This window comes from Bacteroides sp. AF29-11 (assembly GCF_003602895.1).
Classification (GTDB): domain Bacteria; phylum Bacteroidota; class Bacteroidia; order Bacteroidales; family Bacteroidaceae; genus Bacteroides; species Bacteroides uniformis.
Window position 1 is genome coordinate 145,143 of the sequence record NZ_QTLY01000005.1, and the last position, 19,510, is coordinate 164,652.

The 19,510-nt window shown below is 46.6% G+C and carries 19 protein-coding genes, 1 tRNA gene and 1 pseudogene; 2 read left to right on the forward strand and 19 right to left on the reverse strand.

Annotated elements, in window-relative coordinates; all coding sequences use genetic code 11:
• Positions 1 to 59: 59 nt before the first annotated feature.
• The 4 genes from DWZ03_RS09975 to DWZ03_RS09990 form a co-directional block, all read right to left on the reverse strand.
• On the reverse strand, positions 60 to 827 hold the full coding sequence (locus DWZ03_RS09975; protein ID WP_034529604.1) for an MBL fold metallo-hydrolase: 768 nt from the start codon (positions 825 to 827) through the stop codon (positions 60 to 62).
• A 70-nt stretch (positions 828 to 897) separates the two neighbouring features.
• On the reverse strand, positions 898 to 1,884 hold the full coding sequence (gene murB, locus DWZ03_RS09980; RefSeq protein WP_005832367.1) for a UDP-N-acetylmuramate dehydrogenase: 987 nt from the start codon (positions 1,882 to 1,884) through the stop codon (positions 898 to 900).
• A 17-nt stretch (positions 1,885 to 1,901) separates the two neighbouring features.
• Positions 1,902 to 2,750: a DUF4348 domain-containing protein gene (locus DWZ03_RS09985; protein WP_044467695.1), complete on the reverse strand. Its 849-nt coding sequence runs from the start codon at positions 2,748 to 2,750 to the stop codon at positions 1,902 to 1,904.
• 20 nt (positions 2,751 to 2,770) lie between these two features.
• A complete protein-coding gene (locus DWZ03_RS09990) occupies positions 2,771 to 3,727 on the reverse strand; it encodes an NAD-dependent epimerase/dehydratase family protein (RefSeq protein WP_005831407.1) in 957 nt (318 codons plus the stop codon).
• Positions 3,728 to 3,880: 153 nt separating this feature from the next.
• On the opposite strand from DWZ03_RS09990, the gene kbl reads away from it, so the two are divergent.
• Positions 3,881 to 5,068 (forward strand): glycine C-acetyltransferase, encoded by a 1,188-nt coding sequence (gene kbl / locus DWZ03_RS09995; RefSeq protein ID WP_057282069.1) that lies wholly within the window; start codon positions 3,881 to 3,883, stop codon positions 5,066 to 5,068.
• Positions 5,069 to 5,222: 154 nt separating this feature from the next.
• Here the strand turns inward: kbl and DWZ03_RS10000 are convergent, their stop codons facing one another.
• From DWZ03_RS10000 to purU, 9 genes are all read right to left on the reverse strand, one after another.
• Positions 5,223 to 5,705 carry a ferritin gene (locus DWZ03_RS10000; RefSeq protein WP_005831414.1) on the reverse strand — a complete coding sequence of 161 codons (483 nt, stop codon included), beginning with the start codon at positions 5,703 to 5,705 and terminating at the stop codon, positions 5,223 to 5,225.
• 142 nt (positions 5,706 to 5,847) lie between these two features.
• Entirely contained in the window at positions 5,848 to 7,008 is a 1,161-nt protein-coding gene (gene lysA / locus DWZ03_RS10005) for a diaminopimelate decarboxylase (RefSeq protein ID WP_005831416.1), read from the reverse strand.
• A gap of 153 nt (positions 7,009 to 7,161) precedes the next feature.
• Positions 7,162 to 8,481, reverse strand: a complete 1,320-nt coding sequence (locus tag DWZ03_RS10010) for an aspartate kinase (RefSeq protein ID WP_005831418.1) — start codon at positions 8,479 to 8,481, stop codon at positions 7,162 to 7,164.
• A 123-nt stretch (positions 8,482 to 8,604) separates the two neighbouring features.
• Complete coding sequence (locus DWZ03_RS10015) at positions 8,605 to 9,312, reverse strand: cell division ATP-binding protein FtsE (RefSeq protein ID WP_005831420.1); 708 nt, start codon at positions 9,310 to 9,312, stop codon at positions 8,605 to 8,607.
• A 23-nt stretch (positions 9,313 to 9,335) separates the two neighbouring features.
• Entirely contained in the window at positions 9,336 to 9,941 is a 606-nt protein-coding gene (hisIE, locus tag DWZ03_RS10020) for a bifunctional phosphoribosyl-AMP cyclohydrolase/phosphoribosyl-ATP diphosphatase HisIE (protein WP_009038209.1), read from the reverse strand.
• 121 nt (positions 9,942 to 10,062) lie between these two features.
• Positions 10,063 to 10,818: an imidazole glycerol phosphate synthase subunit HisF gene (gene hisF / locus DWZ03_RS10025; RefSeq protein WP_005832373.1), complete on the reverse strand. Its 756-nt coding sequence runs from the start codon at positions 10,816 to 10,818 to the stop codon at positions 10,063 to 10,065.
• Between the two features lie 42 nt (positions 10,819 to 10,860).
• On the reverse strand, positions 10,861 to 11,583 hold the full coding sequence (gene hisA, locus DWZ03_RS10030; RefSeq protein WP_005832375.1) for a 1-(5-phosphoribosyl)-5-[(5-phosphoribosylamino)methylideneamino]imidazole-4-carboxamide isomerase: 723 nt from the start codon (positions 11,581 to 11,583) through the stop codon (positions 10,861 to 10,863).
• Between the two features lie 20 nt (positions 11,584 to 11,603).
• Positions 11,604 to 12,194, reverse strand: coding sequence for an imidazole glycerol phosphate synthase subunit HisH (hisH, locus tag DWZ03_RS10035; protein WP_120129865.1), 591 nt, complete (start codon positions 12,192 to 12,194; stop codon positions 11,604 to 11,606).
• An 89-nt stretch (positions 12,195 to 12,283) separates the two neighbouring features.
• Positions 12,284 to 13,141: a formyltetrahydrofolate deformylase gene (purU, locus tag DWZ03_RS10040; RefSeq protein ID WP_005831431.1), complete on the reverse strand. Its 858-nt coding sequence runs from the start codon at positions 13,139 to 13,141 to the stop codon at positions 12,284 to 12,286.
• Positions 13,142 to 13,500: 359 nt separating this feature from the next.
• Between purU and DWZ03_RS10045 the strand changes: the two genes are divergently transcribed.
• Positions 13,501 to 13,574 (forward strand) — tRNA-Asp (locus DWZ03_RS10045).
• A 667-nt stretch (positions 13,575 to 14,241) separates the two neighbouring features.
• Here the strand turns inward: DWZ03_RS10045 and DWZ03_RS10055 are convergent.
• The 6 genes and pseudogenes from DWZ03_RS10055 to DWZ03_RS10080 all read right to left on the reverse strand — a co-directional run bounded on the left by DWZ03_RS10055 (position 14,242) and on the right by DWZ03_RS10080 (position 19,510).
• Positions 14,242 to 14,664, reverse strand: a complete 423-nt coding sequence (locus DWZ03_RS10055) for a GNAT family N-acetyltransferase (protein WP_120129868.1) — start codon at positions 14,662 to 14,664, stop codon at positions 14,242 to 14,244.
• 62 nt (positions 14,665 to 14,726) lie between these two features.
• A pseudogene (locus DWZ03_RS20195) lies at positions 14,727 to 15,301 on the reverse strand (Crp/Fnr family transcriptional regulator).
• 44 nt (positions 15,302 to 15,345) lie between these two features.
• Positions 15,346 to 16,128, reverse strand: coding sequence for a Cof-type HAD-IIB family hydrolase (locus DWZ03_RS10065; protein WP_120129870.1), 783 nt, complete (start codon positions 16,126 to 16,128; stop codon positions 15,346 to 15,348).
• 44 nt (positions 16,129 to 16,172) lie between these two features.
• On the reverse strand, positions 16,173 to 17,072 hold the full coding sequence (locus DWZ03_RS10070) for a helix-turn-helix domain-containing protein (protein WP_005831452.1): 900 nt from the start codon (positions 17,070 to 17,072) through the stop codon (positions 16,173 to 16,175).
• A 156-nt stretch (positions 17,073 to 17,228) separates the two neighbouring features.
• Positions 17,229 to 18,539, reverse strand: coding sequence for a DUF58 domain-containing protein (locus tag DWZ03_RS10075; protein ID WP_120129873.1), 1,311 nt, complete (start codon positions 18,537 to 18,539; stop codon positions 17,229 to 17,231).
• The gene (locus DWZ03_RS10080; protein ID WP_120129876.1) at positions 18,536 to 19,510 is read right to left on the reverse strand and encodes an AAA family ATPase; all 975 of its coding nucleotides are present in this window, start codon (positions 19,508 to 19,510) and stop codon (positions 18,536 to 18,538) included. The genes DWZ03_RS10075 and DWZ03_RS10080 overlap by 4 nt, the downstream gene beginning before the upstream one ends.

A 19,510-nucleotide genomic window follows, 5' to 3' on the forward strand; every position in this document is an offset into this window, starting at 1 on the left:
CAACTTTTGGCAAAAATAGCATTTTCTACTAATAAAACAAAACAAATGTTTCAAAAAGTTTAGAAATCTATTTCAAGTCCATCGTAGGCAAAGTGTACATGGGGTGGCAACAGCTTTTCGATGTCGGCATGAAGCCCTGCATGATGGCTCATATGGATAAAATAGGTCTCTTTGGCACCAATACGTCCGGCAGCCTCCAACGCCTCCGAAATACTCTGGTGCGTAGGATGCGGCTTTGGCCGTAAAGCATTCATTACCAAAACGTCCAAGCCCTTCAATTGTTCATAAGATTCCTCAGGCATCATGTGCATATCCGTGATATATCCCAGCCGGCCGCCAATGCGGTAGCCCAGGATGGGAAGCCTACCGTGCATCACCCGTAAAGGCAGCACCTCCGTCCGGTTGATGTGGAACGCCTGCCCCGCCTCCACTTCCTGCAGATAGATACGCGGAACTCCCGGATATACTTTATCGACAAAGCAGTAAGGCATCCTTGCCCGCAGATGGGCAGCAGTGTAGGCATCGGAATAGATAGGGATATCGGCAAAACGGCCGAACGGGCGCAAATCATCCAGACCGCCCACATGGTCATAGTGTTCGTGTGTCACCAGTACGCCGTCTATCTTCTCAAAAGAAGAGGCGCGCAGCATCTGTTCCCTGAAGTCAGGGCCACAATCTATCAATATCACCGCATCATCCGTATGCAGCAGGGATGACGCACGCAAGCGGTTGTCCCGCGGGTCAGTGGAAGTGCAGACCGGACAAGTACAGCCTATCTCAGGCACTCCGGTCGAAGTTCCGCTTCCTAGTATTCTGAGTTTTCCCATTGACTAAATCAAATAAATTTCTAAAATCAGGTTATATACAACGATGTTTGGGTGCGTCAAAACTCTCTTACTATTTTATCAAACAAACTTCCGGGTGAATGTCAATGCCGAATTTCTCGCGGACAGAAGCCCGCACGGCATCCGAAAGAGCAACAATATCCGCTCCCGTGGCACCACCCGAGTTCACCAGTACCAACGCCTGCCGGCCGTGCACCGCAGCAGGCCCCAGCGCCTTCCCTTTCCAGCCACACCGGTCTATCATCCAGGCAGCCGGTATCTTTACCCGGCCGGCATCCACATCATAGTGGGGCATATCCGGATATTCCCGTTGCAAAGACTCGAACTGCCGACGCGGCACGATGGGGTTCATAAAAAAACTACCCGCATTGCCCAGCACCTTCGGGTCGGGCAACTTGCTTTGACGGATGTCTATAATCACGCGGCGCAAAGTTTCCAGATTCAGCACCGGATATTTCTCCAGCTCCTGCCGGATAGTACCGTAATCCAATGTATAATGTTCCCGTTTACTCAAGCAGAAGTTCACGTAAGTCACAAACACGGCCTTCATCTCCGGTTGCTTAAACAAGCTCTTTCTGTAGGAGTAGCCGCATTCATCCACCCCGTAGATACGCTTCTCCCTTGCCATATTTATGGTTTCCACGGATGTTATCAGGTCCTTTACTTCCACACCATAAGCACCGATATTCTGTACTGCACTTGCCCCGACCTCACCCGGTATCAGCGAAAGGTTCTCGGCACCATACCAATGTCGTTTCACACACCAAGCCACAAAATCGTCCCATACCACACCAGCACCCACACGCACCCACACGTGCTCCTCATCCTCTGACGTCACCTCCAGGCCACCGATACGTGAATGCAGCACCGTGCCTTCATAATCCTTAATAAAGAGCAGGTTGCTCCCTCCACCGATATGCAGCCAGGGCGCAACGACCTGTCCTGCTGCAATCAGCTCCCGCAGTTCATCCTCCGAGCCGTATTCCAGAAATCTTGCAGCAGTAACGTCAATTCCAAATGTATTGGGTATCTTCCTCAAACCTTTCCTCCTTTATTTTAAATGCTCGTGTCTTCATATTTGTACAGCTCCCATCCCTTACTGCGTTTGCGGAAATAGAAGATATTGGAGTATCCGTTGCCTATGCCATTTACCTTCAGTATTTTGGTGTCCGACAAGTCCTCATTCTTCTGTCCGTAATTGATATTAGACAGTCTGTCGGCAGGCATTACCGGACGGAAGGCATACCACTGGTCCACATCCAAAGTGGTTTCCAGGATAGAGAACTCGTCGTCAGGGTCTATGGTGATGAATTGTAGCGGATGGCTGATATGCTTGCTCTGATAGACACTGTCCGTCACAAAACGGGTATAGAATTCCACGAAGTCCTCATTTTCGCCTTTCTCCATCTCGCGCAGGTTGATGGCTTCGAGCATCCACATTCCCCGCTTCTTCTCAAAATAATAACGCTTCATCATACGCGTTTTCAAGAAAATCCACTCCACTTGTACCGATGTCAGCGTAGTATCGCCCACCATGTCCATATCCTCTTCCTTATCAAAAAGCAAGGTGTAATAGTTCTGCTTGGTAAACAGATAATCGTGCTTCCAGAAGTCCGCCTCTATCTTCAGCGGAGTGTCACGGTCATAATAGGGCAAAGGAAATACCGTCCTCTGCCTTTGCAGAGCATCATCCGAAGCATAATTGAAGATAAAATCATCAAACAGCTCGTCTGCCTCCATCGGCTTCGGTTCTTCCTTCACTTCTGCTTCCAGCAGCGTATCGGCCTTGTGACCGGCCGAATCCACCATTTCCGTAATGGTAGCAAAGGGATCCATTTTCGCCTTTTTGTTTCCACACGAAATCAAAAAGGCGAGTAACAAAAATCCCAATAAAAGTTTTTTCATTCTTTACGGACCGCTTACGGTCACTTGTTTAATTTAGCCCTTAATTTCTCAAGCATGTCTACGGTCATGGACTCCAGGTCGTACTGCGGCATCCAGTCCCATTCCTCGCGTGCACAAGAGTCATCCAGAGAGTCGGGCCAGCTGTCGGCAATGGCCTGCTTCAGCGGATCAATCTCGTATGCCATCTCAAAATCAGGCATATGCTTCTTAATTTCCTGATAAATCTGTTCTGGGTCAAAACTCATGGAGGCGATGTTGAAGGCGTTGCGGTGCTTCAGCCTTGCCGGTGCCGCTTCCATCAGCGAGATGGCCGCGTTCAGTGCGTCGGGCATATACATCATATCCATATACGTGCCGGCCTTCACCGGACATACGAATTTTTCTCCCTTCACGGCAGAGTAGAAGATATCCACCGCATAGTCCGTAGTGCCGCCACCCGGAGGGGTCACGTTCGAAATGATTCCCGGAAAACGTACCGAGCGTGTATCCACACCATATTTTGTATAGTAATAGTCACTCAACAATTCAGTCGTCACTTTTGTCACCCCATACATGGTACGCGGACGCTGGATAGTGTCCTGCGGTGTCTTCACATGAGGCGTAGCTTCGCCGAACGAACCGATGGAACTCGGAGTAAACACGGCACAATTGTACTCACGTGCCACTTCCAGTACATTCCACAACCCGTCGATACCGATTTTCCAAGCCATGGCCGGACGGCTTTCGGCAACTACCGAGAGCAAGGCAGCCAGGTTGTAGATAGTATCAATCTTGAACTGACGTGCCACCACCTCGATGGACTGACGGTCTGTCACGTCGGCAATGGCCGAAGGGCCGGATGCTTTCAATTCTCCCTTGGGCATAGCACTCGGAATGTATCCTGCCACAACATGGTCATCGCCATAACGTTTGCGCAACTCCAGCGTGAGTTCCGACCCAATCTGTCCGGTAGCTCCAATTACCAAAATATTCTTCATACGAGTTATTTATAAGGTTTCGTTATTATATATGGTGCAAATATACATACTTTTTTTTCATATTTCTGCCATATTGATATTGTTTATTCCAAGAAAAATGATGTTCTTTGTGGGAAATGTAATGACAACGTATTACCTAAAAAATAAAATGCTATGTACGGTAAAATGAAAGACCATCTCAGCAAGACACTTGCTGAAATAAAAGAAGCCGGACTCTACAAGGAAGAGCGACTGATTGAGAGTGCACAACAAGCTGCCATCAGCGTAAAAGGCAAAGAGGTGCTGAACTTCTGTGCCAACAATTACCTGGGACTGTCCAACCACCCGCGGCTGATTGCCGCCGCCCAGCAGATTATGGAACGCCGCGGATACGGCATGTCGTCCGTACGCTTCATCTGCGGAACGCAGGACATCCACAAGGAGCTGGAAGCAGCCATCTCCGACTACTTCAAGACTGAAGACACCATTCTCTACGCCGCTTGTTTCGACGCCAATGGCGGTGTGTTCGAGCCCCTCTTCACCGAGGAAGACGCCATCATCTCGGACTCCCTAAACCATGCTTCCATCATTGACGGCGTACGCCTCTGCAAAGCCAAACGCTATCGCTACGCCAATGCCGACATGGCCGACCTGGAAAGATGCCTGCAGGAAGCCCAGGCACAGCGTTTCCGTATCGTGGTTACAGACGGGGTATTTTCCATGGACGGCAACGTTGCCCCGATGGACCGGATTTGCGACCTTGCCGAGAAATACGACGCGCTGGTCATGGTGGACGAATCACACTCCGCCGGCGTGGTAGGCCCTACGGGACACGGCGTAAGCGAACAATACGGCACCTACGGACGCGTGGACATCTATACCGGAACCTTGGGCAAAGCCTTTGGCGGCGCTTTGGGAGGATTCACTACCGGACGCAAGGAAATCATCGACCTGCTACGCCAACGCAGCCGTCCGTACCTCTTCTCCAACTCATTGGCTCCGGGCATCATCGGCGCCAGCCTCGAGGTATTCAAGATGCTCAAAGAGAGCAATGCCCTGCATGACAAACTGCTGGAAAACGTGAACTACTTCCGCGACAAGATGACCGCCGCCGGTTTCGACATCAAGCCGACACAAAGCGCCATCTGCGCCGTCATGCTGTATGATGCCAAACTCTCCCAGATTTATGCCGCCCGCATGCAGGAAGAAGGCATCTACGTCACCGGTTTCTACTACCCCGTAGTGCCCAAAGACCAGGCACGCATCCGCGTACAAATCTCTGCCGGACACGAAAAGGAGCATCTGGACAAATGTATCGCTGCATTTATTAAGGTGGGGAAAGAGCTGGGAGTGCTGAAATGAGTGATGAGTGATGAGTGATGAGTTATAAGTTATTTGCTTGTGCTTTCCCTTGCGGATATAAGCCCTTCATCAACAAATAACTCACAACTTATAACTCATAACTAAAAAAAATCCCGCGACTAAAATTAGCCGCGGGATTTTTTTAGTTTCTCTCTTATCTGCGTTCTCCCAGTTTTGAGTCAACGAAGAAGATTCCGGCATCACCGGCTTTCTTTATCATATCTACAATGCCGTCGGCAGTAGCTTCTTCTTCTACCTGCTCGCGCACGAATCCCCAAAGGAAGTCTTGTGTAGCCTTATCTTTTTCGGCAGAGGCAACATCTACCAATTCATCAATCATTTTGGAAACACGGCGTTCGTGCTGGGCTACCTGCTCGAACACTTCCAGTGGAGTACCGAAGTCATTGGGAACAACATCAATCTTGTCCAGTTTGGCCTTACCGCCACGCTTGATGATATAAGAAGCCATTTCGCAAGCATGAGCTTTTTCTTCAGAAGCCTGCTTCTTCAACCAGGAAGCCATGCCGTTATAACCTTCTTTCTCCATATAGAAAGACATTGCCAGATAAAGGTTGGAAGACCACATCTCAGCCGTAATCTGCTCATTAATTGCATTCTGTAATTTTTCTGTAATCATAATCGTATTTATTTAAATTGAAATCATTACAAAAGTAACAAGAAACCTTAAAAGTTGTTCACGCAATAACATTTTTTATATAAAAACAGAAGCCTTGGTATAATAAATGCTTCGCCATTCATGCAACGCATCTCCAGCCTCTCTATACCAGCTCGTCCGACGTATATCCTTGAGGCAGCTCACGGCAGTTATAGCCCGAAGCCATAATTTCGCCATAAGCCCCTGCCGAACGGAGGGCGATAAGGTCGCCACGCTTCACCCCATTCAAATCAATAGCCTTACCGAATACATCAGAAGACTCGCAGATGGGCCCTACGACATCATAAGCCTGAACCGGCGCATCCGAAGTGATATTCTCTATCTTATGGAACGCTTGGTAGAGTGCCGGACGAATCAAATCCGTCATGCCGGCATCCAGGATGGCAAACTGCTTGTTGGTGCCCTGCTTCACATAAAGCACCTGCGAAATCAATGAACCGCATTGTCCCACTACCGCACGTCCCAGCTCGAAGTGGAGCGTCTGGTGGGGACGGAGTTTCAGATGGCTGTTGTAAGTCTCGAAGTAGCTTTTGAAGTCGGGTATCGGCTGACGGTTGGGGTGACCGTAGTCAATGCCGAGTCCGCCCCCCACATTGACGTGCTCGATGCGGATATGGCGAGCTTCCAGCTTATCCTGCAATTCGTTGACGCGGTTACACAAAGCCACGAAATCGCCCATATCCAATATTTGGGAACCGATGTGGAAATGCAGTCCGATGAATCTCAGGTTCTTCATATTCTGCGCAATGTCTATCACATGGTCCATATCCTGCATGCTGATACCAAACTTGTTTTCGGCCAGCCCAGTGGTAATATTGGCATGGGTATGGGCACCTACATTGGGATTGATACGGAAAGCCACATTGGCCACCTTACCCTTAGCGGCAGCCAGCTCGTTGATAATCTCCAGCTCGGGGACAGACTCCACATTAAAGCAGAAAATGTCATAATCCAGCCCCAGATTGATTTCCCAATCAGCCTTGCCCACCCCTGCAAAAACAATCTTGCCAGTGGGAAAACCTGCCTTGATGGCTGCACGGATTTCACCGCCACTTACACAGTCGGCACCCAAGCCGTTCTCGCGGATAATGGCAAGCACCTTGGGATTGGCATTGGCCTTCACAGCATAATGCACCGAATAGTTGCCATATCGGGCAGCTTCCGTACGGATGCACGAAAGTGTGTCGCGCAAGACCTTTGTGTCGTAGTAATAGAAGGGAGTACGCAATTCGCGGAATTTATGGATAGGGAATGTTCCTTTCATATAATAATCGTAATCTTTGTTTAGTTTAAAAAAAGGAAGATGAAAGAGGTGTCTACAAATAATTTTTCAGATGCAGATGACGCAGATTACACAAATAGGAAGCAAAAAGAATCTGCGTCATCTGTGTAATCTGCGTCTGAAAAATATCAAGAGTTATTCCTCATTGAACAGCGCATCACTGAGTGACTGCAACGCTGCCTTCTTGTCGCACTCGCGGATGAGGAAAGAGATATTATAGTTGCTACCACCGAAAGAAATCATACGTACCGGTATGTCGCGCATGGCATCCAATGCCTTGGCTTCGAAACCGACGTTTTCCCATTCGAGGTCGCCCACCACGCAGATGATGCACATGTCCTTGTCCACCGTCACTGTGCCATACTTCTTCAAGTCATCCAGAATTTCATTGAGATGCTTCACATTATCGATAGATACGGACACACCCACTTCTGAAGTACAAATCATATCGATGGAAGTCTGGTAGCTCTCGAATATCTCGAAAACCTTACGCAAGAATCCGTGAGCAAGCAACATGCGGCTGGATTTTATCTTGATGGCCGTAATGTTGTCCTTGGCAGCCACCGCCTTAATCTTACCCTTCTCCGTATCGTTGGAAATCAGCGTACCCGGAGCAGTGGGGTCCATCGTATTGAGCAGACGGACGGGGATATTGGCATACTTGGCAGGCTGGATGCAGGTAGGGTGCAGAATCTTGGCACCGAAGTATGCCAGCTCGGCGGCCTCTTCGAAATGCAGATGACGCACCGGCGCAGTCTTGTCCACAATACGGGGGTCGTTGTTGTGCATGCCGTCGATATCCGTCCAAATCTGGATTTCGGAAGCGTTGATGGCAGCACCAATCAGCGAAGCCGTATAGTCGCTTCCGCCACGCTGCAGATTGTCTATCTCGCCGTAGGCGTTGCGGCAGATGTACCCCTGAGTGATATAAATCTCAGCATCCGGATGCAGTTCCAGCTGAACCTGGAGCTTGTCCTTGATATAGACCGGATCGGGCTCGGCATTCTTGTCCGTACGCATGTATTCTAAAGCCGGAAGCAACACAGACTTCACGCCGCATTCCTGCAGATAGTAGTTCATCATGGCGGTGGAAATCAACTCGCCCTGAGCCAACACCACTTTCTCCTCAAACAGAGTGAAGAGGTCTTTGGTATAAGAACGGATATAGTCAAAATGTGATTTGATGAGTTCCAGGCCTTTCTGTTTATACTCCGGAGTAGCAAAGAGTTCATCAATGTGCTGGCGATATTTACTTTCCAGCTTGTTGATAATCTCGTTGGCACCTTCCGGATTCTTCTTGTACAGATAGTCCGAAATCTCAACCAATGTGTTTGTGGTACCCGACATGGCAGAGAGAACCACAATCTTACGTTCACCATCGGTAATCAATTTGGCCACTTCCTTCATTCGCTGAGCCGAACCTACTGAAGTACCTCCAAACTTTAAAACTTTCATTTTCGTTCCTGTATTAATTAGTTTATAGTTACAAGCTACGAGCTACAAGTAGGCAGCTGCGGAGCTTTATCGTTAATTTCTGTTCTTTATAAGAATCAGTAGTTAGAGATAACTACTTAACTACTAATCATTGGTTATTGCAGGGGCGTATTCTGCTGTAACATCAGTCATCAGATGGTCTGCGCACCGGTACACCTTGCCGGGAAACTCTCGCAGCAGCTGCAGGTTGTGCGTGGTCATCACCACCAGTGCGCCGGCTTCACTGATGCCGTGCAGAAGTTCTGCAATGGCATGTCCGGTTTCCGAATCCAGGTTTCCGGTAGGCTCATCCGCAAGGATTATCTCCGGAGAGTTGAGCACTGCACGCGCAATCACAATGCGCTGTTGCTCACCACCCGACAGTTCATTAGGCAGCTTATATCCTTTGTTGCTCATCCCCACCAGGTTCAACACCTCTTCTATTTTGTCCTTAATCTCCCCTTTGCTCTTCCAACCGGTAGCACGGAGAACAAATTCAAGGTTGTCGTACACCGTACGGTCTGTCAGCAACTGGAAGTCCTGGAATACGATTCCCAGCTTGCGGCGCAACTGCGGGATGTGCTTACGCTTAATATGGAGCATGTCATACCCCAATACTTCAGCCTCGCCCGATGCAATATCCAGTTCGCCATAGAAAGTCTTGAGCAGGCTCGTCTTGCCGGAGCCCACTTTACCTACCAGGTACACGAACTCCCCTTTGTGAAGTTCCAAATTCACATCGTTCAGTACGCACAACTCCTGCTGGTGTATCTCTACGTCCGTATATCTTATCAGCGCCTCGCCCACCCCCATTTTAATTATTAATTTTTAATTACTTAATGTTTCTTCCACGTCGCACTGTGACGTTCCTCCAATTCACGCGCAAGGTCTTCAATGCGGTATCCTTTGGATGTGAGCAGCACGATGAGGTGATACAACAAATCAGCTCCTTCATAAATCAGGCGTTCGTCCGTACCGTTGCAAGCCTCAATGACGGTTTCCACAGCCTCTTCGCCTACCTTCTGTGCCATTTTGTTGATACCGGACTGGAAAAGACTGGTCGTATAGGAACCTTCGGGCATTTCATCATAACGCTTACAGATGAAATCCTGAAGAAGCTTTAGAAACATAACCGGCTGTTCGTTCTTCTCACCCCAGCAAGTATCTGTACCGGTATGGCAAACCGGGCCTACGGGATGTACCTGCACCAGTAACGTATCCCGGTCACAGTCTTCCTTCATGGAAACCACATTCAGGAAGTTGCCACTCTCCTCGCCTTTCGTCCAAAGGCGGTTCTTGGTACGGCTGAAGAAAGTCACCTTTCCAGTTTCCACCGTCTTGTCATAAGCCTCCTTGTTCATGAAGCCAAGCATCAGCACCTTAGCGGTATCTGCATCTTGTATAATCGCCGGAACGAGTCCGTTCATCTTGTCAAAATCCATTCTATTTACGATTTAGCTATTTACTATTTACGATTGATATTACTTTAAGTGACTGGAGACTTATGATTTGCTTGAGTAATCCCAATCGTAAATCGTAAATCGTCCAATCGTAAACTCACCTTCATCTTCTCATCGCAATTCCTTGGGCACAAAGATACGATTTTAATTCGGGAATTTTGATTTCTCCGAAATGAAAAACACTGGCTGCCAGGGCAGCATCAGCTTTTCCCTGCAAAAAGACGTCACGAAAATGTTCTTTGGCACCTGCCCCTCCCGATGCAATGATGGGGATGGACAATCCGTCGGCAAGGCTGGAAAGCGCTTCATTGGCATAACCGGTCTTGACACCGTCGTGATTCATGCTGGTGAACAATATCTCGCCCGCACCACGTTCCTGGGCTTCTTTTGTCCACGCAAACAGTTCCTTATCCGTTTCCACACGACCACCGTTCAAGTAGCACCGCCATCCCTTCTCTGTCTGTTTGGCATCAACTGCCAGTACACAAACCTGAGAACCGAAGTTCTTCGCAATCTCGTCTATCAATCCGGGACGGCGGATAGCAGAGGAATTGATGGAGATTTTATCGGCACCTGCATGCAGTAGCCTATCCACGTCACCCAGTTCATGAATGCCTCCACCTACTGTAAAAGGAATGCTGATATTCGCAGCTATGCGTTTCACCAATTCAGTGAAAGTCTTACGGCCTTCAAAACTGGCTGTGATGTCGAGAAAAACCAGTTCGTCGGCACCCTGCTCACTATAAGCACGCGCCAGTTCTACCGGGTCGCCCGCCTGGCGGAGGTTCACGAAATTGGTACCTTTCACGGTCTGCCCATCTTTAATGTCGAGGCAAGGAATGATTCTTTTTGCTAACACGGCGGTTTGAGTTATAAGTTATAAGTGATTAATTTTCACCTTTCAACTAACAAAGTTTTCCAACTCTTTGAAGGTGATGCGGCCTTCGTACAGAGCCTTACCGAAAATAACGGCAGGTATGCCGGCGGCTTCCAGCTGGCGTATATCATCGGCACAGCTTACGCCTCCACTGGCTATCAGATAGAGTTCTGGATGATGCTCCAGTATCTCCTTATACAGCGCTATCGATGGTCCTTGCAGCATTCCGTCACAACTGATATCAGTACAGATAACCTTACGGACCCCCTTCTCTACATAGTCTTTCAAGAACGGAAACAGTTCGCAGCCACTCTCATCCTTCCAACCATTGACGGCTATTTTATGCTCTTTCACATCAGCACCAAGAATAATCTTCTCGGAGCCATACATTTGAAGCCACTTACAGAACAATTCGGGATTCTTCACAGCAATGCTGCCGCCGGTCACCATCTGCGCACCGTTCTCAAAAGCTATCACCAAATCTTCATCACTCTTCACCCCACCTCCAAAATCAATAATAAGAGACGTACGCACAGCTATCTGTTCCAACGTGCGGTAGTTTACCACATGATGGGAAGCCGCACCGTCCAAATCGACCACATGAAGTCTACGGATACCATGAGCCTCCAGCTCCAGGGCCACTTCCACGGGATTTTCGTTGTACACCTTCTTGCTGTCATAATCGCCTTGGGAAAGGCGTACACATTTTCCGTCAATAATGTCAATAGCGGGAATCAGTTCTATCATTTTATTTACGATTTGACGATTTACAGTTCCAGGAAATTCCGCAAAATACGCTCTCCCACACTTCCACTCTTTTCCGGATGGAACTGTGTGGCGTAGTAATTGTCTTTATGCAAAGCGGCACTGAACGGATGAATGTAATCCGTCACGGCTGCCATACAATCATTGACTGGCACATAGAAACTATGTACGAAATAGACAAACTCTTCTTTAGTAAAGCCTTTAAAAAGTCCGCTATTCGTCCGGGCAATGGTATTCCATCCCATATGAGGTACTTTATCCTCGTGCCTCTGCGAAATGAAACGTTTTACGTCAGTATCAAAAATCCCCAGGCAATCCACGTCTCCCTCTTCAGAGTGGCGGCACATCAACTGCATGCCCAGGCAAATGCCCAGCACCGGCTGACGCAACTCTTTTATCAGCCGATCCATACCACCGGCACGCAAAAAGTTCATCGTAGTTTCCGCCTCTCCCACACCGGGAAAGATAACCTTATCGGCAGCACGCAGCACAGCCTCATCCGCCGTAATCACCGCCTCTATCCCCAAGCGCTTCAAAGCATAATCCACCGAGCGGATATTGCCTGCATTATATTTGATAACTGCAACTTTCATTTTTTTAATTGAGAATTGACCATTGAAAGGTAATAATTGAAAGGTAATGACAAGTTCCCCACCATCAACTATCAATTATCAACTATCAACTAATTAAATATTACCGTTTTGTTCTTATATGCCAACACCTTGCGTTCAATATGCTTCTGAACAGCACGAGAAAGCACAATCTTTTCCAAGTCCTTACCCTTGTTCACCAAATCCTGCACAGTGTCCTTGTGTGTAATACGCACCACATCCTGCTCTATGATGGGACCGGCATCCAACTCTGTGGTAACATAGTGGCTGGTAGCTCCAATAATCTTCACTCCACGTTCAAACGCAGCATGATAGGGCTTCGCTCCCACAAATGCCGGAAGGAAAGAGTGATGAATGTTGATTATCCTATTGGGATAAGCGTTTATCATTTGCTCGGAAATGACCTGCATGTAGCGCGCCAGCACTATGAAAGTTATCTTATGCTTTGCCAGTAACTCCATTTCCTTCTTCTCTTGTTCCTCCTTTGTCTCTTTGGTAATGGGGAAAAGATGGAAAGGAATACCGAAACGCTCGGCCACGTGCTGCAAATCGGGATGATTGCTTATAATAAGAGGTATCTCCACATTCCACTCACCAGCGGTGTAACGCGCCAACAAGTCGAACAAGCAATGGGACATCTTTGAAACAAAGATAGCCATACGCGGTTTTGTATCGGAGAAATAGAGACGGAAATTCATCTCATATTTCTGTGCATACAAAGTGGCAAAATAATCCTCAATCTTTTCCTGAGGCACCAGAAAATCTTTCAATTCCCATTCAATACGCATAAAAAAGATATTCTCTACATGGTCTACATACTGATCCAAATAGATAATATTACCTTTATTCACCGTTATAAAGTCTGTTACTTCTGCCAATATGCCTGGTTTGTCAGGGCAGTGTAGCAACAGTTTGGCTGTTTTCATCATCCTAAAATGTTTTTTATCATTTTTCAAATTACAACATTCTCGTTTTGAGTTCGCAAAAATAACGATTTATTGCAAAACAACGAACTTTTCGAGCAAGAAGTTTAAAACAAGCTCCGAAATGTTTCGTTTTCTCCAGGAAAGGTTTTCATATCAAGAATAAAACAGTGCATAAACGAATTTCTAAACAGTTGTTAAATTTACTTTTCTCTTATTTTTCCAATCTTCTCAATATGAGGATATAAAGCAAATACAGCACAAAACGCTTGGAAAAAAGTTCGCCATAGCTATTGCAGATATCAAAGAAATGCCTACCTTTGCAACCGCAATCAAGAGAGATAGCAACGAAAGAATGAAATAATGGTGCGTTAGTTCAGTTGGTTAGAATACATGCCTGTCACGCATGGGGTCACGGGTTCGAGTCCCGTACGCACCGCGAAAGCAAATAGCAAATTAAAGCAAAGCTCTGAAATTCAAGGATTTCAGAGCTTTTTCTTTTTCTCGCTCCGGCAAGAATGGGGACCCGAAATATCCGGTGCATAAGCAATTTTCGAGTTTCAGCTTTCTCAGACTTACATCACAAGAATAAGAAACTGAGCAGCAATGAATGGGCAGACCGTCCTCCGGATAGGGACAAAACTGGAAGAAGGTATAGGCAGAATCCACGTATGTCCCATGCTTTTTATTATGAAGGTTCATGTAAACCCTCGTCCCACGCACGTGGGCTCAACGGTTCACGCAGGCAAACCGGCGAGCACACATGCGTGGGACGAAGTTTTGTAATAAGGTTTCGGGAATTATGCGCCAAGCTTCTCTGCATTACACACAGGACATGAAGGGAAAAAGTGCCCATATACGGGGAGCAAAAGCCATACTTCCGGCACTATAGACAACGGAGTTCGCCCCTTAATCACCATATTTGCACAAAGAAAACGGAAAATAAGCCCGAAATAGACATTAACAAATGTTATTTATTATAAACGAAAAACAGAAAAAAAACACGTGGTTAAATTCTTGCTGTCAGATAGTTAAAGCCGAATATGAGAAGAAAAAGTAGTGCTGGCAAAAATGATGATTTTTAAAATCGGGGTCTGACTTACGAACTACAACTGCATGTGTAAAATAGGATATTCTTTACCTTCTCCGTCCAAATCAGACCTTTTGTATACGTTAAAGCCTATATATTTATAAAAACCGACAGCTTGAATATTCTGCTCGTTCACATCGACTTTCGTTACCTGCAAATGATTTATGGCATAAGTAACCAGTTTTTTCCCAATTCCTGTGCCTCGATAATTATTGTCAATAAACAACATTTCAAGATTTCCTTCTGCAATTCCCATAAATCCGATTAAGATTCCCTCCTGTTCAAATCCGAATAGAGTGACATACTGAAAATATACCGGAAGCTGTTCCTTATAGTATAAAAAATCTTCCTCTTTAAGAAAATAATGTGTACTCAAAACTGCACTTTCCCAAATTTCTATCAAACGTGGATAATCCGTAACTTTAATTTTTCTAATCATAATTGTAATTGCTATTTAAAACCGCAAAGTTCGGAACTTATACATAATGCACTGAACCCAAGTTAAAAAATACGTTTACGGATTTTGCTTAGTGCTTGCGGCGTGATACCCAAACAAGAAGCTATATCTTTGAGTGGTATATAGTTTAATGTAATACCATATTCTTCAATCATCTGTAGATAATACTATTCAGGAGAATATTTAATCAAGTCGATATTTCTTTTCAAGAGTTTATTCAGTAGTATATCAAATCTTCAAATACAGTTTTCACCTTAGGAATAGCTGTATACAGTTCATCTACTCGCCTCTTGTCTATTCGGTAAATAACGCTATCTATAATTGTCTACACATTAAATGTAAATCTTGTTTGTAAGGTAAAAGATATGTTCGACATTGAAAACGTACCTTCTTTACAAAACCAAAAAATTTGCTTTTCCCCTTTATGATTCAAAAGCCAAAAACGCAACATCCCATCAAAAACGAAATAACTATATCTTTCTATTTCTCCTTCCTTAATCAATAATGTATCTTTACTAATCAATATCCGCTCAAAATATTGGTCAAACAACTTAGATTCCTCCAAATTAAAAATATTGATGCTAAAATTAGCTCCTTTAAGTAATTTTTCTAAAAGCATAATATTTACAGACTATAGTTTTCATCAGTTTTGATAGCCGATTTTTATTCCAGAATACCGAAACGAACCAGAGCGTTCCGGATACCATGCTCATCCACTGTCTCCGTTATATAATCGGCAACGCTTTTCACAGCCTCGGAAGCTCCTCCCATAGCTATTCCCATCCCGGCTGCACGAATCATGGAAATATCATTCCCACCATCACCAAAAGCGATGGTTCCTGAAACATCAAATCCATAATAGGAAGCAAATTCATTGATACCCATAGCCTTGTTTACTCCCGCCACATTGACATCCGCAAAGAAAGGGTTCCATCTGGAAACAGAAAGTCCGGAAAGTTGTGCCATAACTTCTTTTTCCATTTCTTCATCACAATATATACATAACTGACAACATTCGCCTCCCATAAACTCCTTTTCAATGTCTGCCACTGGCGGTGTAGGGTGATTGACCAACCTGGCCAATTCGATGACGGTCGGATTGAGTTCGTTGACAAAAATACCTTTATTTGTTTCGATAGCCAGAGCAAACCCATAATGTTGAGCCAATACCAGTACCCTCTGAAAATCCTTTTCGGGAATCTGTTTACGAGATATAGGAGTGCCATCTCTCAGTACACAATCGGACCCATTCAAAGCTATCACTGCATCGTATGGAATCTCTTCAAGCTCGTGAAGATCGGTAAACGCCCTCCCAGTTGCTATTATGATTTTTATACCGGATTCATGAACTTGCTGCAACGCTTCGATAGCCGACTGCGGAACGCGGTGAGTGTCGAAACTCACCAATGTTCCGTCTACATCTAAAAATATAGCTTTGGTCTCCATTATAAAATATTTTGGTCTAATAAATTCATTCTATCTGCATCATCTCAATTTTGTGAATATCTATATTCATTCGGTGCAACTCCCGTTGCTTTCTTAAACACCAGACTGAAATATTGCACACTCGGATAGCCCAGCCGACGCGCTACGGCAGCAGGTGTATTACCGCCTTCCGATAACATTTTCTTGGCCGTGTACAAGCATTTGAACTGGAAGTATTCAGCCAATGTCTTACCCGTCTCAAACCTCAGCAAATCATCAAAGTAAGCCGTCGAAAGATTCAGTTTTTCGGCACAGCATCCGGAAGTGGGCAGCTTCCCCTCCTGCAACTTTCCGGAAGTGATATACTCGTCCAATATCCCTTCCATTTTCCCCAGAATCATCTTGTTCTTATTCTCACGGGTGATGAATTGCCGCTCATAGTAACGTGAGCAATAATCCAGCAGCAATTCGATGTGACGGGACAGGATGGTATTGCTATGCGTATCAATGGAATGATGAAGTTCATCATCAATATTCTCAAGGCAACACGTCACTTTGGCCGTTTCGCGCTGTGACAGATGCAACGCCTCCTCCTTGCGGTAGAAAAAGAAAGTATAGTTGTCGATATGATTCTTTAACGTAGTACAAAGCAATAAATCGGGATGAAATGCCAGCAGCCAACCTTTGTCCGGAAGCGTATTGTTCTTGTTCATCCGGAATATCTCGCCGGGAGTAAGAAATACCATCGTAGCATTGGAATAATCATAATATTTCCGTCCGCAGCAGTCACAATCCCCTTCACAGTCCTCAATCAGTAGGATGGCATAGAATTCAAACTTCACAGCATCCTGATACACACTAGGATTTTCCAGATTAATAATGCTTACCTGAGGATGCAACGTTTTACATCCCAGGCACCGGTTACATTCACATACGGTCTTTATGTCCAATGTATTGTCTTTCATCACCTATAAAGTCATTCTCATTATTGTAACTTCAGATATATAAAATCTTAAGGATATGTTTTCCACACCTTCACAATATACCAATTACAAAATTAGAGGAAAATCCAGACATCTTCACTACCCTTATTACGGATTATATAACCTTAGTTACTGTTTTTATATCTGGCTACGTGACTTCATCTCCAGATACTTGTTTATCACGTCCACAGAAAGATTTTCCGGTGTAGTCAGCACAGAACTGATGCCGTGCTGCTTCAAGGTGGAGACTATCAGCCGTTTCTCGAATACAAATTTCTCGGCAATGACATGGCGGTAATACCCTTCCGTATCCCTCGCAGGAGTGGCGACGTACTCTTTCAGAGCGGCATCTTCGAAGAAGATGACCAGCAACCGGTGCTGGCGGTTCAACTGCTGCAAATAAGCCAACTGGCGATTCAAGCTGCCGATGCCGGAAATATTGGTATACAGCACCAAAAGACTGCGTTTGTTGACGCGCTTGTTCAAATGTACGCACAATGAGGAAAAGTCGGTCTCCCCAAAAGTAGTCTGCTGGCTGTAAAGGTTCTCCAATAACGCCTGCATTTGTCCGGGCTGTCGGGAGGCGGGGATAAATGTATCAAAGTGCTCATTAAACGTTACCAGTCCGGCTTTATCCTCCTTCCGCATGACAACGTACGAAAGAACCAGGGAGGCATTAATAGCATAGTCCAGCAAGGTCATCCCGCGAAATGCCTGCTGCATAATCCGCCCCTTGTCTATCACGTTATAGATTTGCTGGGAACGCTCGTCTTGATAGACATTTACCATAAGTTCGTGCCTCCGGGCGCTTGCTTTCCAGTTTATCGTGCGGTAATCGTCGCCTTTCACATACTCCTTTATCTGTTCGAACTCCGTATGATGCCCCACCCTGCGGATACGTTTGATGCCCAATTCCGTCAAGTTGTCGCTGATAGCAAGCAACTCATACCGATGGAGCATCAGATAGGACGGATATACCTTGACATCCAGCGGAGCATCGCAAGTATATCTGCGGGAAAGCAATCCCATTCTGCCTGCCACAAACACCCGAATCCGTCCGAAAGAGTAAATCCCCCGCCGCGTGGGACGCAGATGATACGTAATCGTCCTGCCCTCATTCGCCTGGAGCCTCATCCGGAAATCAATATTCCGCAACTGGAATGCAAAAGGAATCTCATCCACCACTTCCACAGCCACCGGATGCGGATAACTGCTCTCCACACGTATGTTCACGGTGTTCTCATCTCCGTTGGAGAAGCGGGTAGCACACTGGCGGAATGCCCGGATGCCGCGAATGCGATAGAGCATCACCCCATCCACCAGCGCCGACACCGCCAAAACAAAAAGCGCCCACTGCCCGATTGCAAAGAATGGAGCAAAGACGTACCCGATACCCATCAGCAGGACTATCAGAACAAGAGCAATATAGAATCGGCGGCCTAATCTCATTTCGGCACTTCCACCTTATCAATCAGACGTTGCGTCACCTTTACCGGCAAATAGCCTTCCATCTCGGCTTCCGCTGTCAATATCAAGCGATGCTGAAGCACATACGGAGCAACGAACTTAATATCCTCCGGTGTCACAAAGTCACGTCCCTGCAACAGTGCATATGCCTTGGAGGCCTGCATCATTGCCACGGACGCACGCGGAGAAGCTCCTAAATATACAGCCTTGCTGGTACGCGTCTGCTGTACAATCAACGCGATGTACTGAAGCAGCGTGCGGTCTACAAACACGTGTTCCATCAGCCTGCGCAACGAAAGCAGTTCTTCTTTTGTGAGCACGGGCGCCAGGCTCTCCAACTTCACCAACGAAGCATTGGCGTGGTGGCGCTCCAGGATGTCCACCTCCTCCTCCAATGAGGGATATCCCATGGTTATTTTCATCAGGAAGCGGTCCAGTTGCGCTTCAGGCAACTTATAAGTCCCCTCCTGCTCCACCGGATTCTGGGTTGCCAGAATCGTATAGAGTTCTCCCATCTGATGCGTGGTACCGTCAATGCTGACCTGCCGTTCTTCCATAACCTCGAACAAGGCTGCCTGCGTCTTGGCGGGAGCGCGGTTTATCTCGTCCACCAGCACGAGGTCGGCAAACACCGGTCCTTGATGAAAGTCAAAGTCATTGGTTTTCATGTTGAAGACCGTAGTACCCAACACGTCACTCGGCATCAAGTCCGGAGTAAACTGAATGCGGCTGAAGTCCGCCTTAATCAAGCGTGCCACCAGACGGGCAAGCAGTGTCTTTGCCACCCCCGGCACTCCCTCCAGCAACACATGACCGTTTGCCAGGACAGCCGTCAGTACCAGGTCCACTATCTGCTCCTGCCCCACTATGACCGTAGCAATCCGGTCCTTCAACGCTTGTATCTTCTCGGAAAAGAGAGTCAAGTCCACCCGTTTTTCTGTGTTCTCTTCCAT